This window comes from Streptococcus sp. Marseille-Q6379 (genome assembly GCF_965119505.1).
The window spans coordinates 917,424-935,517 of sequence record NZ_CBCPLV010000001.1 but is presented as its reverse complement, the minus strand read 5'-3'; the positions used below and the strand labels follow the sequence as shown (position 1 = coordinate 935,517).

Sequence of the window (18,094 nt, the reverse complement as noted above, 5' to 3'; positions counted from 1 at the left end):
GGTGACATCAACAGATAAAGATTTGAGCCTGACTCCTCTCAAAGGAAATAGTGGTAAGGCCTATATGGGAACTTATCCAAACGGAGATCGCGTCTTTGTGAAGATGAATACAACACCAATCTTGGCAGCTCTTGCCAAGGAACAGATTGCACCACAGCTCTTGTGGGCTAAGCGTCTGGGAAATGGTGACATGATGAGTGCACAGGAGTGGCTTGATGGTCGTATTTTGACCAAACATGACATGAACAGTAAACAGATTATCCAAATTCTTGGTAATTTGCACCGCTCTAAACACTTGGTTAATCAACTTTTGCAGTTGGATTATCATATTGAAAATCCTTTTGATCTTCTACACGAGTGGGAAGAAAATGCCGCTTATCAATTGCGTGAAAATGGCTTCCTTCAAGACGTTGTTAGAGATTTGAAACGTCATCTTCCAGAGTTTCGTGCGGAGATTGCAACAATTGTTCACGGAGATGCTCGTCATAGTAACTTTGTCATCACAACCTCAGGATTGATTTATTTGGTTGATTGGGATTCTGTACGTCTAACAGATCGTATGTATGATGTGGCACAAATCCTCAGCCATTACATTCCATTGGCACATTGGCCCCAGTGGTTGTCATACTATGGCTATAAGAACAATGACCTTGTGATGGACAAGATTTACTGGTATGGGCAATTTTCATACTTGACACAGATTTCAAAATTCTTTGATAGTCGTGATATGGAACATGCCAACCGAGAGATTTATGAACTTCGTAAATTCAGAGAGACCTTGCACAGATATTAGAAAGTAGACATGCGAGTTAGAAAACGTAAAGGTGCAGAGGAACACCTAGCTAACCATCCTCAGTACGTTATTCTTGAGCCGGAAGCTGCTAAAGGTAAGTGGCATGAGCTTTTTGGTAATGATAATCCTATCCATATCGAGGTAGGATCTGGTAAAGGGGCCTTCATTACTGGTATGGCCCAACAAAACCCTGACATCAACTACATTGGTATTGATATTCAGTTGTCCGTTTTGAGCTATGCCTTGGATAAGGTCTTGGCCTCTGGTGCTGAAAATGTCAAACTCTTGCGCGTGGATGGTTCAGCTTTGACCAATTATTTTGAAGATGGCGAAGTGGATATGATGTATCTGAATTTCTCAGATCCATGGCCTAAGAGCCGTCATGAGAAACGTCGTCTAACTTACAAGACTTTCCTAGATACTTATAAGCAAATTCTGCCTGAAAATGGAGAGATTCACTTTAAGACAGACAATCGTGGACTTTTCGAATACAGTTTGGCGAGCTTTTCACAGTATGGAATGGTTCTCAACAAAGTTTGGTTGGACCTTCATGCAAGTGATTATGAGGGCAACGTCATGACTGAGTACGAGCGTAAGTTCTCAGAAAAAGGTCAGGTCATCTACCGAGTAGAGGCTCAGTTTAAAGATTAAATCTTGAAAACTTGATTAAAAATAACGATTAGCCTATTGATGGTTAATCGTTTGATGTGGAGAGGTCGCATAGAGGCCGAGTGCGCACGCTTGGAAAGCGTGTAGTCCTTAACGGGGCTCGGGGGTTCGAATCCCCTCCTCTCCTTTGAGAAATAGACAAAGTGTCCCTTCCGTTTTAGAAGGGACACTTTTTAGGTATAGTAATTAAAAAGAAGATGGTTTTAACAGCTTTTTATGATAGGAGGACTCAATCCTTAGTCCCAAGGGCTCTGAATCCCTGCTACCCAACCAGTACAGAGGGCGCTAGTAATGTTAAAGCCACCAGTATGGGCATTGATGTCAAGGACCTCCCCTGCAAAGTGTAGGTGAGGGACTTTTTTACTTTCTAGAGTCTTGGGATTAATTTCCTTAAGGTCAACGCCACCTTTAGTCACAAAGGATTTGGCAAGTGACATTTTACCTGTGATTGGAATTTCCATGCCCTTAAGCTGACTGATAATGTTTTCCAAGTCTTTGGGATGCAGTTGTTTAACCTTACTATCAGCCTTGTCTTCTGCTAGGAATTCAGCGACACGCTCAGGTACAAGAGCTTTGAGGGTGTTTTTGACAGATTTCTCGCGATTTTCCTCAAAGTAAGCCTTGAGATTTTCTTGGCTTTGGTTGGGAAGAAAGTCCAGATGAGCTATCTCACCACCCTTTACAAAACTGGAAAGACGTAGGGCAGCTGGGCCAGATAGGCCAAAATGAGTGAAGAGAAGGTCATGGGTAATCTTGTGATTGCCATAGGACAGAGTGACATCATCAAGAGAAATTCCTTGTAAGGCCTTGTGGGGGAAGTCGGTTAGGAGTGGACTTTCCGCAGCTTCAAGATCAGTGACTTGGAGCTTAAAATGACGGGCAATATCATGTCCAAAACCAGTTGAACCAGTCGATGGATAAGATTTTCCTCCAGTTGTGACGATGAGTTTATCACTGGTAAAAGTCTGGTCTGAAGACTTAACTTGGAATTGCTCATCAACCTTTTTGACGGAGACAACTTCTGTATTGGTGAGGATGCTAGCACCAAGTTCCTGAATCTTATTTTCCAGAGCTTGGATGATGGTCCGTGATTTATCTGTCTTAGGGAAGACACGTCCGTGATCCTCAACCTTGAGTTTGACACCATTGTCCTCGAAAAAAGCAATGATATCGTGGTTATCAAATTGTGAAAAGACGCTATAGAGGAAACGGCCATTACCTGGAATGCCTACTAAAAGATCATCTAAAGTCCCGTTGTTAGTAACATTACAACGACCACCACCAGTACCAGCCAGCTTCTTTCCGAGACGTTTATTTTTTTCAATTAGAAGGGTTTGTTGGCCATAGAAGGCTGAGGCAATAGTCGCCATCATGCCAGCAGGCCCCCCACCAATAACGATAGTATCAAAATGTTTCATGCCTTTATTTTAGCATAATTTAAAAAGGGAGAATAGTTTGTAAATGGTCAGTTTTTTTAGATAATTTATGTTAGAATAGGAGTAGAAGTTTAAATTAGAATAGTTATTAACTATGGAGGAAAATATCGTGTCTGAAAATAACATGAAACACCGTTCATCTGTCTACGATAGCATGGTTAAATCACCTAACCGTGCCATGCTTCGTGCGACTGGGATGACGGATGATAGTTTTGAAAAGCCTATTGTTGGGGTTATCTCAACTTGGGCTGAGAACACACCATGTAATATCCACTTGCACGGTTTTGGTCAAATTGCCAAAGAAGGTGTTAAAGACGCGGGTGCTTGGCCAGTTCAATTTGGTACAATTACTGTTGCGGATGGTATTGCCATGGGGACACCAGGGATGCGTTTCTCGTTGACATCTCGTGATATCATCGCTGACTCAATCGAAGCAGCTATGGGGGGGCACAACGTCGATGCCTTTGTTGCTATTGGTGGTTGTGATAAGAATATGCCTGGTTCTATGATTGCCATTGCTAACATGGATATTCCAGCGATTTTTGCTTATGGTGGTACCATTGCACCAGGTAACCTTAACGGTAAGGATATCGACTTGGTTTCTGTTTTCGAAGGTATCGGTAAATGGAACCACGGTGATATGACCGCAGAAGAGGTTAAAGATCTTGAATGTAATGCCTGCCCTGGTCCTGGCGGTTGTGGTGGTATGTATACTGCCAACACAATGGCGACAGCAATCGAAGTAATGGGGATGAGCCTTCCAGGATCATCATCTCATCCTGCAGAATCAGCTGAGAAGAAAGCAGATATCGAAGAAGCAGGTCGTGCAGTTGTTAAGATGCTTGAACTAGGTCTTAAGCCATCAGATATCTTGACACGTGAAGCCTTTGAAGATGCCATCACTGTCACAATGGCACTTGGTGGTTCAACAAATGCGACACTTCACTTGCTCGCTATTGCTCATGCAGCTAACGTTGATTTGACACTTGAAGATTTCAACGATTTCCAAGAGCGTGTGCCTCACTTGGCTGACTTGAAACCTTCAGGTCAATATGTCTTCCAAGATCTTTACAATGTTGGTGGTGTACCAGCCGTTATGAAGTACCTTCTTAAGAATGGTTTCCTTCACGGTGATCGTATCACATGTACTGGTAAGACTGTTGCAGAAAACTTGGAGGCCTTCGATGATTTGACACCAGGTCAAAAAGTCATCATGCCGCTTGAAAATCCAAAACGTGCTGATGGTCCATTGATTATCTTGAAAGGTAACTTGGCTCCAGAAGGTGCGGTTGCCAAAGTATCAGGGGTTAAAGTTCGTAACATCACTGGTCCTGCTAAAGTATTTGACTCAGAAGAAGATGCCATCGAAGCGGTTCTTTCGGATGAAATCGTGGATGGTGACGTTGTTGTTGTTCGTTTCGTAGGTCCGAAGGGTGGTCCTGGTATGCCGGAAATGCTGTCCTTGTCATCCATGATCGTTGGTAAAGGCCAAGGAGATAAGGTGGCCCTCTTGACAGACGGACGCTTCTCTGGTGGTACGTATGGTCTCGTTGTTGGACACATCGCGCCTGAAGCTCAGGTCGGCGGTCCAATCGCCTATCTCCGCACAGGTGATATGGTTACAGTTGACCAAGATACCAAAGAAATTACGATGCACGTTTCAGACGAAGAGTTGGCGAAACGTAAAGCGGAAACTGAGTTGCCACCACTTTATAGCCGTGGTGTCCTCGGTAAATACGCTCACATCGTTTCTTCAGCGTCACGTGGTGCCGTTACCGACTTCTGGAACATGGATAAATCAGGTAAAGCCTAATGAAATGATATAAAACAAAATCACACCGGACATTTGTTCGATGTGATTTTTTGATATTAAATCTTGAGACAGTTGCTGGCAGTATGATGACAAGTAATGGTTTGTCTGTTGTTATTCTAGTAAAAAACCGGTTGGAAATGTCCAACCGGTTTTCCTTTTATTTTCCGCCTCGAGGTGAGATACCAAGAGCGATACGTCCATAACGACTGATGCGTGTCATCTTCCAGACTGGTGAATAAGTGGTTTCCACCTTGACAGAGTTAATACCGTCAATGGATTTTAGCTTTTCAGCGATTTCATAAGGCATAGTCTCTTCACAGCCACAACCAGTATCAGTAAAGGTCATAAGGAAGTAGCAGTGGCCATTTTCATCGACAGTGATTTCATAAATCAAACCAAGGTTGTAAATGTCTAGCTCAATCTCAGGATCGAATACAGTGGTCATTTGTTCGACGATTGACTCTAAGAAGGGCTGGGCCAAATCATTGACCTTAATATCATCACGGAAGTTTTTCATAGGACTCATTCTTTCTATTTTGCTTTTGTTTATTATGGCATAATTTAGGGCTTTTTTCAATCTCGGATGGCAATATGAGGCTTTAGTAAGCGAGTAAAGTAACAATAAAAAAACTCCAACAGTCAAACCGTTGAAGATAATGTGATTTATGCTTCAATATCAAGTCGTTTTGCAACCAAGGTTGCTCGAATACCATCAAAAATTGGAGCAAGAATGAAAATCCCAAACCTTGTGGAATTGTTCCCACCATTCCTAGATACAACAGATCTGATACCGACCAAACCCAATTTGGAAGTACCGATTGTTTAAGTCAAAGACTTTCCTTCTATATACATTTATACCCACACATAGTTTACCAAAAGCTTAGCTTCCTATCAAGTAAATTGTTTGAAGAGTGAAAGGAAAAAAGTCCTTCAGATATCCAGAATAACTAGTCAAATTGACAGAAAGGAGTGATTGTGATATTCTCATAGTAAGACATTTCAAGAGAAAATGAGGCTATTATGAGTATTGAAAAGACAGTCAGCGAGATTGCTGAAATCCTTGGTGTTAGTCGTCAAGCAGTCAATAATCGTGTCAAACAACTTCCAGAAGAAGATCTAGAAAAAAATGCTAAAGGGGTTACTGTCGTTAAACGCAGTGGCTTGATTAAGTTGGAGGAAATTTACAAGAAAACCATCTTTGACGATGAGCCAATTGATGAAGAAACAAAACAACGTGAGTTGTTGGAGATTCTTGTAGACGAGAAAAACTCTGAGATTGCCCGTCTCTATGCTCAGTTGAAGGCTAAGGACGAGCAGTTGTCTAATATGGATGACCAATTGCGTGTCAAAGACGTTCAAATCGCCGAAAAGGACAAGCAAATTGATCAACAGCAGCAATTGACCTTGACTGCTATGAAGGACAAGGAAGAGCTTAAACTGGAACTTGATGAGGCTAAGGTTGAGGTTGACGAAGCCAAGGCCCAAGTGGAAGAAATCCAGACCAAACAAGAAGAAGCTTCTAAAAAAGGTTTCTTTGGACGTCTATTTGGAAAATAAAAAAGAAGCTGGGACTCAGTCTCAGCTTTAACTATTGTAGGAGATTAAAATGGAAAATTTAGAAACTTATATTGCCTTTGATTTGGAGTTTAACACGGTGGATGGGGTTAGCCATATTATCCAAGTATCGGCCGTTAAGCTGAATCAGCATGAGGAAGTGGACCAGTTTGATTCTTTCGTCTATTCGGATGTTCCTTTGCAATCCTTTGTCAATGGTTTGACTGGAATTACAGCGGATAAGATTGCCAAGGCACCGAAGTTAGAGTCCGTTCTAGCGGATTTTAAGGCATTTGTTGGTGATACACCACTTATCGGTTACAATGCCCTTAAGTCGGATTTGCCTATTCTAGCTGAAAATGGTTTAGACTTGAAAGAGCAATATGCTTTAGATGTTTTCGATGAGGCCTTTGACCGTCGTGCTTCTGATTTGAACGGTATTGTTAACCTCAAGTTGACTAGTGTGGCAGGTTTCTTTGGAATCAAGGGACACGGTCATAACAGCTTGGAGGATGCTCGTATGACCGCACAGATTTACGAGAAGTTTCTCGAATTAGATGAGAATGCCAAACTTTTGGAGCAACAGGAAGAAGTCAGTAACAATCCTTTTGCTGCCTTAGGTTTGGGTGACCTTTTCGACTAGGGCTTTACAGAAGCTGTAAAGGGTGTAAAGAGTGATAGCTAACTTTTTCTGTAAGAAAAGAAAATCCTCTAGGGTTATAGCTTGCATATTACCTTGCGTTATAAGGTAGAATCTAGGTATCAAAGGTGGCCAAGGTCCTCCTTTGATGGAAAATCTTAAAAGGAGGTGACTGAGATGTCGCAGTTTTCAACAGGAGAGTTGGCTAAAGCAGCAGAAGTGTCAGTTAGGACTGTCCAGTACTATGATCAAAGAGGTATCTTGACGCCATCTGAAGTCACAGAAGGTGGCCGGAGAATCTATCACGAATCAGACTTGGAACGCCTGCAAGTCATTTGTTTCTTAAGAGATTTGGACTTCTCAATCAAACAAATCAAGAAACTCTTGCAAGAGGAGAATAGGGAACAGGTTTTAGAGCTTTTGTTGACAGACCAAATCGAGAGTTTGGAAAAGTCTTCGAAGGAAATAGAGGTCAAACTAAAACGTGCCCATCACTTGCAAAAAGCTACTGCTAAACGGCGTCAACTTTCGCTGGAAGATTTGTCAGACATTTCACGTCTTATGGAAAATCAAAAATCATGGCGAAATTTGCAGTTGAGAATGTATGGGAGTGTCGTTCTAATCTCCCTTCTTTATCTGATAGGTCTACTGATAGTTATTTATTATTTTAAGGATCCGAGAGGTTTGTTTGTTGTCTGCCCCGCATTTATCATAGCCACAAATTTAGTGGTGTTTCACTATAGAAAGCAGTTCGAATACCTCTGTCCTAATTGTCATAGGACCTTTGATCCAAGTTTTAAAGAGTTTGCTCTTGCCGGACATACACCAAGGACTCGAAAACTGACTTGTCCTCATTGTCATGTTAAGACCTACTGTTTGGAGTTGGCTAAGACTAAAACGAAATAAATTTATCGAATATAAAAAAACGCTTGAGAATTACTGGCTCTATAATTTCTGTAGTGGGTAAAACCACTGTAGAGATTATAGAGCTTTTTGAGTGTACACAAAAAGTCCCATAAGAACTATAATGAAAAGCGACCAAACTATCATTAGGAAGAACTTATGAGACTTATTAAGAATACCACAGAATTAATCGGAATTAAAGACCAAAATATCAAGATTTCACTTGTTTTTGAAACTAACACTCATATCGAGATTCAAGCAAAACTTGATTATTCTGCACCACCATGTCCTCATTGCCATGGAAAGATGATCAAGTACGACTTCTAAAATCCCTCTTCTCGAGCAAGCGGGAACTTCAACACTACTACGTCTGAAGAAACGTCGCTTCCAGTGTAAAGTGTGTAAGAGAGTAGCGGTGGCTGAAACCTCAATCGTTGAGAAAAACCACCAAATCTCCAACCTTATCCGACAAAAGGTTGCACAACTTCTAACTGAGAAGGTGTCACTAACAGATATTGCCAGAAGACTTCGTGTGTCGACATCCACTGTCTATCGTAAGCTTGATCAGTTTACTTTCAAGGAACATTTTGACAAACTCCCAAGGGTTATGTCCTGGGATGAGTTTGGGTTCAAGAAAGGTGAACTCGCTTTTGTGGCGCAAAACTATGAGACCAACAAACTCATAACCATCCTTGATAATCGCCGTCAAACCACGATTCGAAACTACTTTTTGAAGTATCCATTGAAAGTACGACAAAAGGTACGGTTTATCACGATGGACATGTCAGGAGCCTATATCCCACTAGCTCGAAGACTTTTTCCAAATGCCGAAATCATTATTGATCGTTTCCACATCATCCAGCACCTTGGTCGAGCCTTTTTAAAGACAAGAATTGCGATTATGAACCAGTTTGATAAGAAGTCACTACCTTATCGAGCTTTAAAAAATCACTGGAGACTCTTCCAAAAGGACAGCCGTAAGTTATCTCTCAACCCTTTTTACTCAAAGACCTTTGGTCAAACCTTAAGTCCACATGAAGTCGTTAGGAAGACACTAGACTTTTCAGAAGAACTCGCTAATTATTATAACCTCTATCAGCTGTTGCTGTTTCACTTTCAGGAGAAGAGGGTAGATGAGTTTTTTGAGCTCATAGAGGAGAATATAAGCAAGGTCAATCATTACTTTAAAACCGTCTTTAGGACCTTCCTTAGACACAAACCATACATCAAAAACGCACTAGAAACAGACTATTCAAATGCAAAATTGGAGGGAACCAATAAGCTTATCAAAGATATTAAACGTCTGGGCTTCGGTTTTAAAAATTTTATCAACTTTAGGAAGCGTGTTTTCATCACTCTGAACATACAAAAAGAGAAAACCTATCAGGTTCTCTCTAGATGTTAGCTTTTCGTCACCCACTACAGTTGACAAAGAGCCGAATTACTTCTCAGGCGTTTTTAGCTTATTCAACTGAACTTAGAGCTTCGAGCATATTAAGCTTGGCTAGGCGGTTATTAACAACGAAGCCAAGGATAATAAGAATGAAGCCGATAAGAACAGCTGGTAGAAGGTAGGTAGCCAAACCGATAGATGGATCAAACATGATACGATCTGGCGGAATGATGCTTACCATATATTGGTGGAGTGCTTGTCCAAGACCAAACCCTACGAAGATACCGATGATAGACAGGTAAATAGTTTCACGATAGATGTAGAGGGATACTTCATTATTGTAGAAACCAAGAACCTTAACGGTTGAAAGTTCGTGGATACGTTCTGAAACGTTGATGTTAGTTAGGTTATAGAGAACAACCACAGCAAGGAGAATGGAAACCGTAATCAAAATACCAATAACCTGTGTCAATGAATTGACCATAGTGCTGATTTGCAGTTTAAGGTTGTTGTTTTGAACAACACCGTAAACATTTGGCAAGTTGATGAATTTGGCTGCCATATTTTCAACATTTTGCTTAGTTGGTTCAGCGAGAGTAACAAGGTTGGCATTATTCACTGAAGGTGTCCCAAAAGCTTTTTGGTAGTAGCTAGCATTCATAAAGAGGAAATGCCCCATGTACATTTCAGTGATACCAGCTATCTTAATCTTGACAGATTCATCCTGACTGTTTTGCACAGTAATGGTATCTCCAACCTTGAGGTTTAGAAGTTTTGCCATTTTTTCAGAGATAATTGCTCCGTCATTAGATAGCTTGAGAGTCTTATTGCGGTCTCGGTCATGTAAGCTAACGTAACTGTCAATGAGTTTTTCGTCACGGTCGTTAAAGACAAGGGTTGAGATTTCTTGGGTGTCCTTATTGGTACCGGCAATTTTTTGCAAGGTTTCAAAATGGACATTCAAGTATTCTTTGACGTCTTTGCTATCGAGGAGTTTAGTGAGTTCCTCATCCAGAGTACTTGACGCATTTGGTTGCTTGGCAACAATCATATCATAGTGAATGATATCTTCAAACTGTTGTTGGTTAAGGTTAGATACAGAAGATCGAATTCCTAAACCTGCGAAGAGAAGTGCAATAGAACCTGCGACACCAAAGAGGGTCATAAACATCCGTTGCTTATAGCGGAAAATATTTCGCATGGTAACTTTTTCCGTAAAGCTGAGACGTTTCCAAAGCGGTGTGATGCGCTCTAGGACAATCTTAGCTCCCGCTCGAGGTGGTTTTGGAAGGAGGAGTTGGGAAGGCTTTTCCCAGAGCTCTTTCTTGGCAACCACAAAGGCAGGTAGCACAGCAGATAAGAGACCTAAAAGGAAGGCCACAAGGGTAAGTCCTAAGTAGAAGTGCAATTCAAAAGCAGGAAGCTGCAAATCGCTCTTATAAGTGTTGTGAATTAGAATCGGAAGTAGTGTATGACCGGTAATAACACCTGCAGTTGTACCAGTAATACTCGTTATCAAACCATAAATGACGAATTTATGGATAATTCGCGAATGACTGTAGCCTAGGGCGTTGAAAATACCAGCCTTACCACGCTCTTCTTCAACAAAGCGTCCCATGGTTACAAAGGTAACCAAAGCTGCCATAAAGTAGAGAGCGACAGGGAAGATGTTACTCACATCGTGAATGATGTTAATATTACTTTCATAAGCAACATATCCCTCGGAACCCGGAATCTCTCGACGTGAGTAGAATTGATAGCTAGGCGCTGGTAAATTATCAACCATTGCTTGACTTTCTTCGAGTTCTTTTTGCTTGGCTTCAATCTTGGTAGTAGCTTCTTTGACACTAGCAGCTTCAGCAGCGTTGCTTGTAGCCATTTGCTGGGTCTGTGCGAGGGCTGTTTCAAGTTCTTGTTTAGCTTGAGTAATTTGAGCTTGAGACTGAGACTTGATCTCAGTTAGGCGTTTCTCAGGTTCATCTTTAAAGAGTTTCTTAAGTTCAGCCTTTCGTTCAGAAATCTTATTTGCGTATTCCTCACTAAAAGGACTAACATTTTCCAAATCCTTGTAGCGGATGCGGGCAATCATGTAATCGTTAGAGGTGAAGTCCGTCTCTGGAACAATGGCGTAGCCATCTAGTTTCCCCGTACCAGCGCTGGCATTACCAAGACGGTTCCTAGAGAGAAGTTCAGAAGAATTAACAAAACCAGTAATGGTATATGTTTGTTCCTTTAACTGTTTTTGCCCAGAGCTATCTACTGGCTCAGAAAAGTTAATCTTATCTCCGACGCTATATTCTTCTTTATAAGTTGAGGAAAGAGCGATTTCCCCGTCCTTAGTAGGAAGTTTCCCTTCAATAAGGTCGTAAGTGGAGATTTTCTTAGGTTTAGAGAAGATACGAAATGCCGTATTCGTTCCCTTGACGACAGCATCTTTGAAATAACCATACTCAATGTCTACATTCTTCTTTTTTATTGTATTGAGAAGGTCCTGATCGGTTTGGTTGATATTGTAAGTACTGATTAAGCTCAAGTCAGCTGTTTGATGCGTCTTGAAGAAGTGTTCCCCAGTTTTCTTCATATTAGGAGAAGTTACTTTAAGACCAATCAAGGCAAAGGATCCCAGTGCCATAAGTAAGGCAATAGAGAGCATACGCCCTTTAGAAGCTACAAAGGTTCGCCAAACATCTTTCCAATAAGTTGTTTTTTTCATGACGTTGCTCCTTTCTAGTATTCCAAGTCCTCGATTTTTTGTGGATTAGGATTAAGTTCCACACTCTTAATCTTGGCATCGTGCATTCGAATGACACGATCGGCAATTGGAGCTAGAGAAGCATTATGGGTCACGATAATAACAGTTGTTCCCTGTTTGCGAGCCATTTCTTGAAGGAGGGTCAGGATTTGTTTCCCTGTTTGATAATCCAGAGCCCCTGTTGGTTCATCACAAAGAAGAATCTTTGGATTTTTGGCAACGGCGCGTGCAATAGCGACACGTTGTTGCTCCCCACCAGATAGTTGTGATGGGAAGTTGTCTAAGCGGTCTCCCAAACCGACTTCGACGAGTGTTTGAGTAGCATCTTTAGCGTTTGGAACGATTTCAGATGCTAGTTCGACGTTTTCCCTGGCCGTAAGGTTAGAAACTAAGTTGTAAAATTGGAACACAAAGCCAACGTCCTCACGACGATAGGTTGTAAGTTCTTTGGCTGTGTATTCAGAGATATGCTTACCATCAATAATGACGCGGCCTTCGTCATTGGTGTCCATACCACCCAAGATGTTAAGAACGGTTGATTTCCCAGCGCCAGAGGCACCAAGAATAACGACAAGCTCCCCTTTTTCGATATCAAAGCTTACGTCGTTGTTTGCGATAATTTCCAGATCACCGGTTTTATAGCGTTTATAGCTATGCTTCATTTGAATATAAGCCATGAATTTCCCTTTCATACGAAAATAATGATGCTGATAATTACCTATCTTTCCGTACTCTATTGTAACGGATTTTCCTTGGAATATCTAGGTTTTGAGGGAAAAAAGGTTTAAAAGTGGAGAAGTTCTTCTTACATGTGACAGAAATGTGGACAAAACGCTTACATATGAGAAAATACTATTTCAGATGAGCTTTGAGTGAGGTGAAGATTTGGTGAAATAGTTATAAAGTTAGGTTATTTTCAGTCTTTTACGGAGTCGATATACTATTTTTTTCAATTTCTATAATTATCGGAGAGTTTAGGTCGGTAAATACTTCATCATAGGGGTGCCAAAGGGGATCTAGTTTTCTGTCAAAGTTGATGATAGATAAAGAGTTTTTCATAGTTTCTAGCAATGACGTATCCAGAATACGGACATTTTTTTTGAATTTGGAGGATACATTTTCTATATGCGGAAAGTTATTTATGGGGAAATAGAGGGCTTTTCGTAATGATTTTTTGTGTGTTAGTTATTTTTAAAGAAGTTGTAAACACCTTAAAAATATATATCTAAATGAGAGATGTGCATCTTTAAGATTAGTTATTTATTATGGGGCATTCCATAAAGTTACCCTTAAATCCTTTTGTTGTGGCATTCTTTTGACTAATAGAGGAATTCTAGTTCCTAATCTTATTTTAGGATGTTTAGAATTCGACTTCCTGTCTCAAGAATTCTTTTTTATAGTTACATTTAAAGTGTTTTGACAAAATTTTCTTATCCGATAAAATTTTTTGGAGATAAGTCAGCAAAAGTGCTTTCTGAAGAATCTGTCTAAAAAACAACTATTATTTCCCTAAGTACTACTTAAAGAAATTACCATTTGCATAACGTAAAAAAGCTAATCTGATAATAGATTAGCACCAATTTTAAGACATGAAGTTGTCATTTGTTTAAAATGCTTAAAAATTAAAGAAACGCTTGAAATCAAGGGGATTGCATGCTAATATTGTTATCTGGGTGAAGGGGTGGTCAAACAGCTCAACCAACCTTTTGCCTCCTACAGCAGTAAATAGGACGCCTTGTTAGCCAGTTAGAGCTAACCAAATAAATAGTGAGGGATTTATGATTAAGAACAAAGATAATGGTTTTATCGGCAAAGCAATAATCAGCTTGATTGCTACTTTGGGGATTCTGGCTCTATTCATGGGTACCAGTGGGGCCTCGGCTGACGTCAAAGAAACTCCTAAACTTGATTTAGATGCCAATATGACTAAGGTTCAAACCGTTAGTGATGAGGACTTGAAGAATCATGATGGGCAAGCTCAGGATACGAAGAAGCAAGAAACACCTGGACAAAAACAGCCAGAAACTGAAGAATCTAAGACTACAGATGAGGAAACTCCCGACTACATCGTTATCACCGAGGTAGTGGATTCGTCGGAGCATAAGCAGGACTCTAATCAAGTGGTTGATGGAGTAGCTCAAACGCTTGACCCAGACTTGTTGAATGAGATTTTAGCTCAAACTAGCGAGGTTGGAGAATACCAGATTTATGTCAAGAATGATGATGAACTATTAATCTCAGGACCTGTACCTTCCCAAACAGCGAATGAGGATGTGAATTACCCTACTTTAGAAAGTTCATTGGATTCAGCGAGTATCTACTTAGGTCAAAAGAATCGTTATAAATTGGCAAACGAAGAAGACGCACAGTCAGGTCTTGCCTTGGTTGAAGAATAAAACTTTTATATGGCTAACACAAAAAGACTTGGATTTCTTGTCCAAGTCTTTTGTATGTTATGACTGAGTTGCTAGATGAGTATATAGAAAAAGGAACCGTGAGATTCCTTTTCATTTTTTAGAATGGCAATTTACCTGCAAAGGCACCCATTGATTTTTTAGTAGCTTCATCGATTTGTTTGAGAGCATCGTTAAGTGCTTGAACAGTCATATCTTGGAGTGTTTCCACATCATCAGGATCTACGACAGCATCAGCGAAAGTGATGTTAACGACCTTTTTGTCACCAGTTAATTCAGCAACAACCAAGTCTTGTGCTGATTTTCCAGTGAAGGTTGTAGCAGCCAATTCAGCTTGGCTTTTTTCCATTTGTTTCTGAAGCTTTTGAGCTTGCTTCATCATGTTTTGCATGTTCATCATAATAGTTTCTAGATTCCTTTCATATCAAGGGTTTAGCCCTTGTTTGTTAAATTTTACTGCCCACTTCTGCCCAGAAATAAGTAGTATAAAAATCTTAACTATTATACCATGTTTAGCTTGATTGAAAAAGTGGGAGCAGCATTGGAGGAATTTGTTAAGACTTGATTTTTTCTTATTCATAAAAAATGTTAGAGCAATCACAAAGTAACCAATCCTTAAATTGTAAGACTTGTTAAAAATAGTGTACAATGGTTTATTGTTCATCCGGTAAAAAATTCGATTGGAAATAGAAAAAGAAAGAGAAGATGACAATGAAAAAAAGTAATATTTTAGGGATTTTTGTAGGACTAATTATAGGGCTGTATACAGTCTTGGGAATGAGCCTATTTACCTTTATTAATTTAAAATTTAACTCTGTTTATTATGCTCAGCATATTCCTCATAAGGAGGGGACAGATCCGGATGTCATTATGCTGATGGAGAATATGGGTTGGGCCTATACACCGGAAATAGAAGGTATTAGCTATGATGATGATGGAATGTACGCTATAACTAGAGAAAAAGGAACGAAAACGTCTATATTAGGTCTTTCAGGTGATACTCTATATTTTAGTTCGGCATCTGGTGATGACTATCTTTTAAATCGTAATTTTTCTGTCCAACATGCTTTTGATGAACATTATCACAAGATTAAGTATAATCAACGAAAAGTCCAAAAAGAAATTAGAGAGACTGTTCAACCTGTGATTGATGTTCAAACAAAACCCTTCATCAATCTTCAGTGGCTGTTTAATTTAATTTATCAAAGTAGGTTTAACTAGAGAATAAGAAGCATAGAAGCATTTTGTAAGATTGATTATGCTTGTGAAGTCTATATAGTTACGCTAGTTAAAAGTATAAACGAAAACGCTTTGCAGTTTGCAAAGTGTTTTTTTACGGTTAGAGGATAGGTGCTAGTTCTGCCGAAATAAAAAAGTAGTAGAATTGAAAATTCTAAGGATGTGGGACTAGGATGTTTTACTTAAATCTCACTTTTGATAGTCAGTTCCTATTAATCTGGTGACATTTTTCATTTGAAGAAGATGAGTGAAAAATATCTATATATAGTATAATGATTTTAGAAGAGTTCGAGTTATGGAATGGGGAGACCTTGAAAAATAAATTAATATAGTGGGAGGCAACAGTGACATGAAGTCGAAAAAATATACAATTATTGGAATAGTTGCCATTGTGAGTTTAATTTTCTTTGTAGTAGTGACTTTTTGTGGAAAAGGGCATCAGTGGAGTAATAATGTCGTACAAGGATTTAAATCGCTTGGTCTTAAAGGTAATGTAAAAGTAATTAGAACATATAAAGAAATTGAAGCATTTCACGGTACTGTTGTTGAAGTGAATTATACTGAGAGATTTTCTGATGGATATTTTTTAGATGAGAATCTGAGAGCAGATATACGAGAATATAATGGGGAGCATATTTCAGATTTTTATCCTCCGTTATCTACAAAGATCGAAGCATTGCTCAATGACAAAGAAAAAGACTTGTTTGATACTGCTAAATTCAACGAGTTTAGTTTCTTGTTAGATGTTTATAAAATGAGACCAGGATTTCAACGAGAAGAAGATGAAATCAAAAAAGACGTTGCCAATAAAATTAATAAACTATTTGATAGACAAGTGACATATGATTATAGTTATAAATTTGAACCAGTATCTAGAGAAAAGATCTATGCTACTATTCTTTCACAGGCAGTCAAGAATCGGGATAATGGAGACTTTGAAGCGGCTGGCTTTTATAATATTAGACCTAAAAATTTAATGAAGAGTAAAGCAGTGAGTCTTCATTTAGATTGTATTTTTGCTTCTCTTGATCCTAACGCTAGCGAGTCGTTTTCGAGAGAGCATATCGATTATTTTAAAACAAAACTCTTATCTTTGCCCAAAGGCTCATTTTCTGATGGAAACTATGAAATACGAGGTAATTATTATAGTGAAGAAGGGAAAAGTATTGATGTGACTTGTATATTTGTTGTTGAAGACGGTGTTGGTCACTTTGAAGAAGATAAAATGAACTAAAAACAAAAAATACACCTAAATGAAATTTGGTATAAAAAAGTATCTATACTTGGGTTGTCACTTAAAAGGTATTTGCCATCGTGATGGTAATCAAGGGGTTAATATAATAAATAAAACGATAGAGATGGGGGATTGACTCTGATAAAAAAATACTAAGGGTATCCTTAATATCTGTATTACTAATACTTTTGTTAATATCTATATTTAAATCAATCGATAACAGGAATAAGACTTATGATAGTGAATTCATAACTTCATTGGCAACAGGATTAGATGAACGTTGGAATGTTACTGCCCAAAAGGATGATGATGAACAGGAAATTGAAGACTATAAATCCTATATAGATTATGAATTAATTGAAATTGAACAGTATAAAAATAGGAAGTTTAAAAATCCTAAGTTAAAGAGATTAGCTAATAAATATATTAACGTTCAAAAGAATGAAAGAAAATCTATAGAAAATCAAGATTTAGTGGACAGTACTTTTGTAAGAGAATGGAATAAATACCAAAGGAAACGTTATGAATTGCTTCTAGATATTAATTCAATAGTAGCAATTCCTGTTCAAGATAAAATAAGATTGGATGGCATATTGAAAGATGGTAAAGCTGTAAAAGAATTTAATAGAGTTTACGGTATACTAGTAGATACCCTTGCTCCTAAAGACTTCGTAGCTGAAACTGGATCAGATGTATCAGGAAAAGAGAAGCGCTACATAGGGGATTTTGAAAATACTACAGGTCATTACATCAATTACATAGATATTAGCATTGATTTTTATGATGAAAATGATAAAGTTTATTCTGGTTTTCGGTTTAACACAAGATATGTATGGGAAAATGGAACTAAAAAAGCTTCGAATTCTCGATTCCAGATTCAGATACGAGGTTCAAATATTTTAAGGTTAATTTGGGTGAAAAAAGTTTTAGGTTTGAGTAGATTTTCTATTTTATAGAAGGGTAGACAATAGTGTTTCAACTAAGTTCTAAAAATAGATAGTTATGTAAAAAAGAGGTATTTTTATACCTCTTTTTGTTCACTCTTCAATTATGCTGTCACTGTCCATTTACTGTCCTATATAGTGTAAAATATATAGAAGTTGTTAAGTTTACTAGTAGTTAAATCCCTTAAAATCAGTATTTATGATGATAACAAGCCTAAAAAATTCTTGGAACAAGTTTTGCATGTGGACAATCGTCCACTTTTTTTGTACAATAAACTCAACCTTTTCGGTTTAGTTTTGTGAATGATAC

15 protein-coding genes, 1 tRNA gene and 1 pseudogene are annotated in these 18,094 nt (G+C 38.8%); 12 read left to right on the top strand and 5 right to left on the bottom strand.

Annotated features, from left to right (window positions below; translation table 11 throughout):
• The first annotated feature begins 1 nt into the window (after position 1).
• The 3 genes from ccrZ to ACWPVZ_RS04635 all read left to right on the top strand — a co-directional run bounded on the left by ccrZ (position 2) and on the right by ACWPVZ_RS04635 (position 1,589).
• Positions 2-793, top strand: a complete 792-nt coding sequence (ccrZ, locus tag ACWPVZ_RS04645) for a cell cycle regulator CcrZ (RefSeq protein WP_002884270.1) — start codon at positions 2-4, stop codon at positions 791-793.
• Between the two features lie 9 nt (positions 794-802).
• Complete coding sequence (gene trmB / locus ACWPVZ_RS04640) at positions 803-1,444, top strand: tRNA (guanosine(46)-N7)-methyltransferase TrmB (RefSeq protein ID WP_003096317.1); 642 nt, start codon at positions 803-805, stop codon at positions 1,442-1,444.
• A 58-nt stretch (positions 1,445-1,502) separates the two neighbouring features.
• A tRNA-Ser gene (locus ACWPVZ_RS04635) sits at positions 1,503-1,589 on the top strand.
• A gap of 109 nt (positions 1,590-1,698) precedes the next feature.
• On the opposite strand, the gene ACWPVZ_RS04630 is transcribed toward ACWPVZ_RS04635, so the two are convergent.
• Positions 1,699-2,880 (bottom strand): NAD(P)/FAD-dependent oxidoreductase, encoded by a 1,182-nt coding sequence (locus tag ACWPVZ_RS04630; protein WP_454381149.1) that lies wholly within the window; start codon positions 2,878-2,880, stop codon positions 1,699-1,701.
• A gap of 112 nt (positions 2,881-2,992) precedes the next feature.
• Here ACWPVZ_RS04630 and ilvD point away from each other — a divergent pair, with 112 nt between their 5' ends.
• Positions 2,993-4,711, top strand: coding sequence for a dihydroxy-acid dehydratase (gene ilvD / locus ACWPVZ_RS04625; RefSeq protein ID WP_002891655.1), 1,719 nt, complete (start codon positions 2,993-2,995; stop codon positions 4,709-4,711).
• Positions 4,712-4,868: 157 nt separating this feature from the next.
• Here the strand turns inward: ilvD and ACWPVZ_RS04620 are convergent, their stop codons facing one another.
• Positions 4,869-5,228 carry a metal-sulfur cluster assembly factor gene (locus ACWPVZ_RS04620; protein WP_073685960.1) on the bottom strand — a complete coding sequence of 120 codons (360 nt, stop codon included), beginning with the start codon at positions 5,226-5,228 and terminating at the stop codon, positions 4,869-4,871.
• A 503-nt stretch (positions 5,229-5,731) separates the two neighbouring features.
• On the opposite strand from ACWPVZ_RS04620, the gene ACWPVZ_RS04615 reads away from it, so the two are divergent.
• The 4 genes and pseudogenes from ACWPVZ_RS04615 to ACWPVZ_RS04600 all read left to right on the top strand — a co-directional run bounded on the left by ACWPVZ_RS04615 (position 5,732) and on the right by ACWPVZ_RS04600 (position 9,206).
• Positions 5,732-6,268: a DUF536 domain-containing protein gene (locus ACWPVZ_RS04615; protein WP_002884601.1), complete on the top strand. Its 537-nt coding sequence runs from the start codon at positions 5,732-5,734 to the stop codon at positions 6,266-6,268.
• 49 nt (positions 6,269-6,317) lie between these two features.
• Positions 6,318-6,908, top strand: a complete 591-nt coding sequence (locus tag ACWPVZ_RS04610; protein ID WP_454381146.1) for a 3'-5' exonuclease — start codon at positions 6,318-6,320, stop codon at positions 6,906-6,908.
• A 174-nt stretch (positions 6,909-7,082) separates the two neighbouring features.
• Positions 7,083-7,811, top strand: a complete 729-nt coding sequence (locus tag ACWPVZ_RS04605; protein ID WP_454381144.1) for a MerR family transcriptional regulator — start codon at positions 7,083-7,085, stop codon at positions 7,809-7,811.
• Between the two features lie 156 nt (positions 7,812-7,967).
• A pseudogene (locus ACWPVZ_RS04600) lies at positions 7,968-9,206 on the top strand (ISL3 family transposase).
• A 65-nt stretch (positions 9,207-9,271) separates the two neighbouring features.
• Here ACWPVZ_RS04600 and ACWPVZ_RS04595 read toward each other — a convergent pair.
• Entirely contained in the window at positions 9,272-11,914 is a 2,643-nt protein-coding gene (locus tag ACWPVZ_RS04595) for an FtsX-like permease family protein (protein ID WP_454381142.1), read from the bottom strand.
• A gap of 14 nt (positions 11,915-11,928) precedes the next feature.
• On the bottom strand, positions 11,929-12,630 hold the full coding sequence (locus ACWPVZ_RS04590; RefSeq protein ID WP_060972587.1) for an ABC transporter ATP-binding protein: 702 nt from the start codon (positions 12,628-12,630) through the stop codon (positions 11,929-11,931).
• Positions 12,631-13,731: 1,101 nt separating this feature from the next.
• Here ACWPVZ_RS04590 and ACWPVZ_RS04585 point away from each other — a divergent pair.
• Positions 13,732-14,349, top strand: coding sequence for a signal peptide protein (locus ACWPVZ_RS04585; RefSeq protein ID WP_347100618.1), 618 nt, complete (start codon positions 13,732-13,734; stop codon positions 14,347-14,349).
• A gap of 118 nt (positions 14,350-14,467) precedes the next feature.
• Here ACWPVZ_RS04585 and ACWPVZ_RS04580 read toward each other — a convergent pair whose 3' ends face one another.
• Positions 14,468-14,767 (bottom strand): YbaB/EbfC family nucleoid-associated protein, encoded by a 300-nt coding sequence (locus ACWPVZ_RS04580; RefSeq protein ID WP_347100616.1) that lies wholly within the window; start codon positions 14,765-14,767, stop codon positions 14,468-14,470.
• Positions 14,768-15,078: 311 nt separating this feature from the next.
• Here ACWPVZ_RS04580 and ACWPVZ_RS04575 point away from each other — a divergent pair, with 311 nt between their 5' ends.
• From ACWPVZ_RS04575 to ACWPVZ_RS04565, 3 genes are all read left to right on the top strand, one after another.
• Positions 15,079-15,588 (top strand): hypothetical protein, encoded by a 510-nt coding sequence (locus ACWPVZ_RS04575; RefSeq protein WP_347100624.1) that lies wholly within the window; start codon positions 15,079-15,081, stop codon positions 15,586-15,588.
• 367 nt (positions 15,589-15,955) lie between these two features.
• On the top strand, positions 15,956-16,840 hold the full coding sequence (locus ACWPVZ_RS04570; RefSeq protein WP_454381139.1) for a hypothetical protein: 885 nt from the start codon (positions 15,956-15,958) through the stop codon (positions 16,838-16,840).
• 257 nt (positions 16,841-17,097) lie between these two features.
• Positions 17,098-17,796: a hypothetical protein gene (locus ACWPVZ_RS04565; protein ID WP_454381137.1), complete on the top strand. Its 699-nt coding sequence runs from the start codon at positions 17,098-17,100 to the stop codon at positions 17,794-17,796.
• Positions 17,797-18,094 lie beyond the last annotated feature (298 nt).